This is a genomic window from Streptomyces sp. NPDC001781 (assembly GCF_053596035.1).
This window is the reverse complement of sequence record NZ_JBSFFI010000113.1, coordinates 1-1,041: the sequence shown is the minus strand read 5'-3', so window position 1 is coordinate 1,041 and position 1,041 is coordinate 1. Positions and strand designations below refer to the sequence as shown.

Sequence of the window (1,041 nt, the reverse complement as noted above, 5' to 3'; positions counted from 1 at the left end):
TTTCAGTCGAGCGGCGGGGCGTTCCCGGAGGCCGGGGACTCACCGCGTAAGGCTGAAATTAGGCAGATCAGGTGAAGCGGCCGATGGCCAAGAGTGAACGCCGGGTGAACCTAAGCGGGCGGTGCGGTTAGGTCACGGTACGGCTACGGAACGTGATCGTCAGGTGGTGTGGAGGGCGTCGAGCAGGGCGTCGACGAGTACGCGGTCCCTGGGCTGGGTGAGGCGGGCGCGGGCCTCGGGAGGTGTGAGCCAGGCGATGCGGTCGACCTCGCGGTTCGGCGTGAACGTGCCGGAGGTCGCCTCCGCCGCCCAGTAACTCACCTGCTTGGGGCGGCCGTTCGCGAGATAGCGGACCGTGGGGAGCTCGGCGCCGAGTGCGCAGTCGTGGCCGGTTTCCTCGCGTACCTCGCGCAGGGCACCGGCCGGGGCGTCCTCGCCGCGTTTGAGCTTGCCCTTCGGGTGCGACCAGTCGTCGTACTTGGGTCGATGCACGAGACAGATCTCGACTCCCCGGCCGTCGTGGGGAGTTGTGGAGCGGCGCCACAGGACGCAGCCTGCCGCGAGGACCGTTCCTGGGTCGTCCTGCCGCACGGTCATCGGGTGTGTCATGGGGTGCCCACCGCCTGTCGTTGCCATGCCTGTCCGAATGCGAGTCGGGCGGCCGCGACCTCGTGGCGCTGGTCGGCGTGGAGCACGCCGAGGGCGTACGCGGTCGTGGGCGCGATGCGAGGGGTGCGGGCCGCGTGGGCCGCCGCGGCGGCGGCCTCGGCGGCGTCCCTGTGGGCGTTCAGGGCGTCGGCCGCGTCGAGGAGTCGTACGTCCATGGGGGCGTCCGGGAGCACTTCGCGGGCGTAGCGGTGCAGACGCAGGAGGAGGCGTACGTGGTGCCAGGTGGCGTCGGCGTCCGCGTTGTAGGGGTGGCTGGTGTGGTGGAGGGCGGTGGCGGCCTCGGTGAGGCGGGACTCGGCCTCCGCGGGGAGTGTCTCGAGCTCCGCGACCGCGGTGGTCAGGGGCACGGCCCTGGCGAGCACGGCGCGGTTG

1 protein-coding gene and 1 pseudogene are annotated in these 1,041 nt (G+C 71.8%); both read right to left on the bottom strand.

From position 1 onward, the window contains the following. Window positions 1–159: 159 nt before the first annotated feature. Entirely contained in the window at window positions 160–609 is a 450-nt protein-coding gene (locus ACWCV3_RS29070; RefSeq protein WP_450811287.1) for an NUDIX hydrolase, read from the bottom strand. Beyond that, a pseudogene (locus ACWCV3_RS29065) lies at window positions 606–1,041 on the bottom strand (CHAD domain-containing protein); the annotation flags it as partial. The pseudogene ACWCV3_RS29065 and the gene ACWCV3_RS29070, both read right to left, overlap by 4 nt.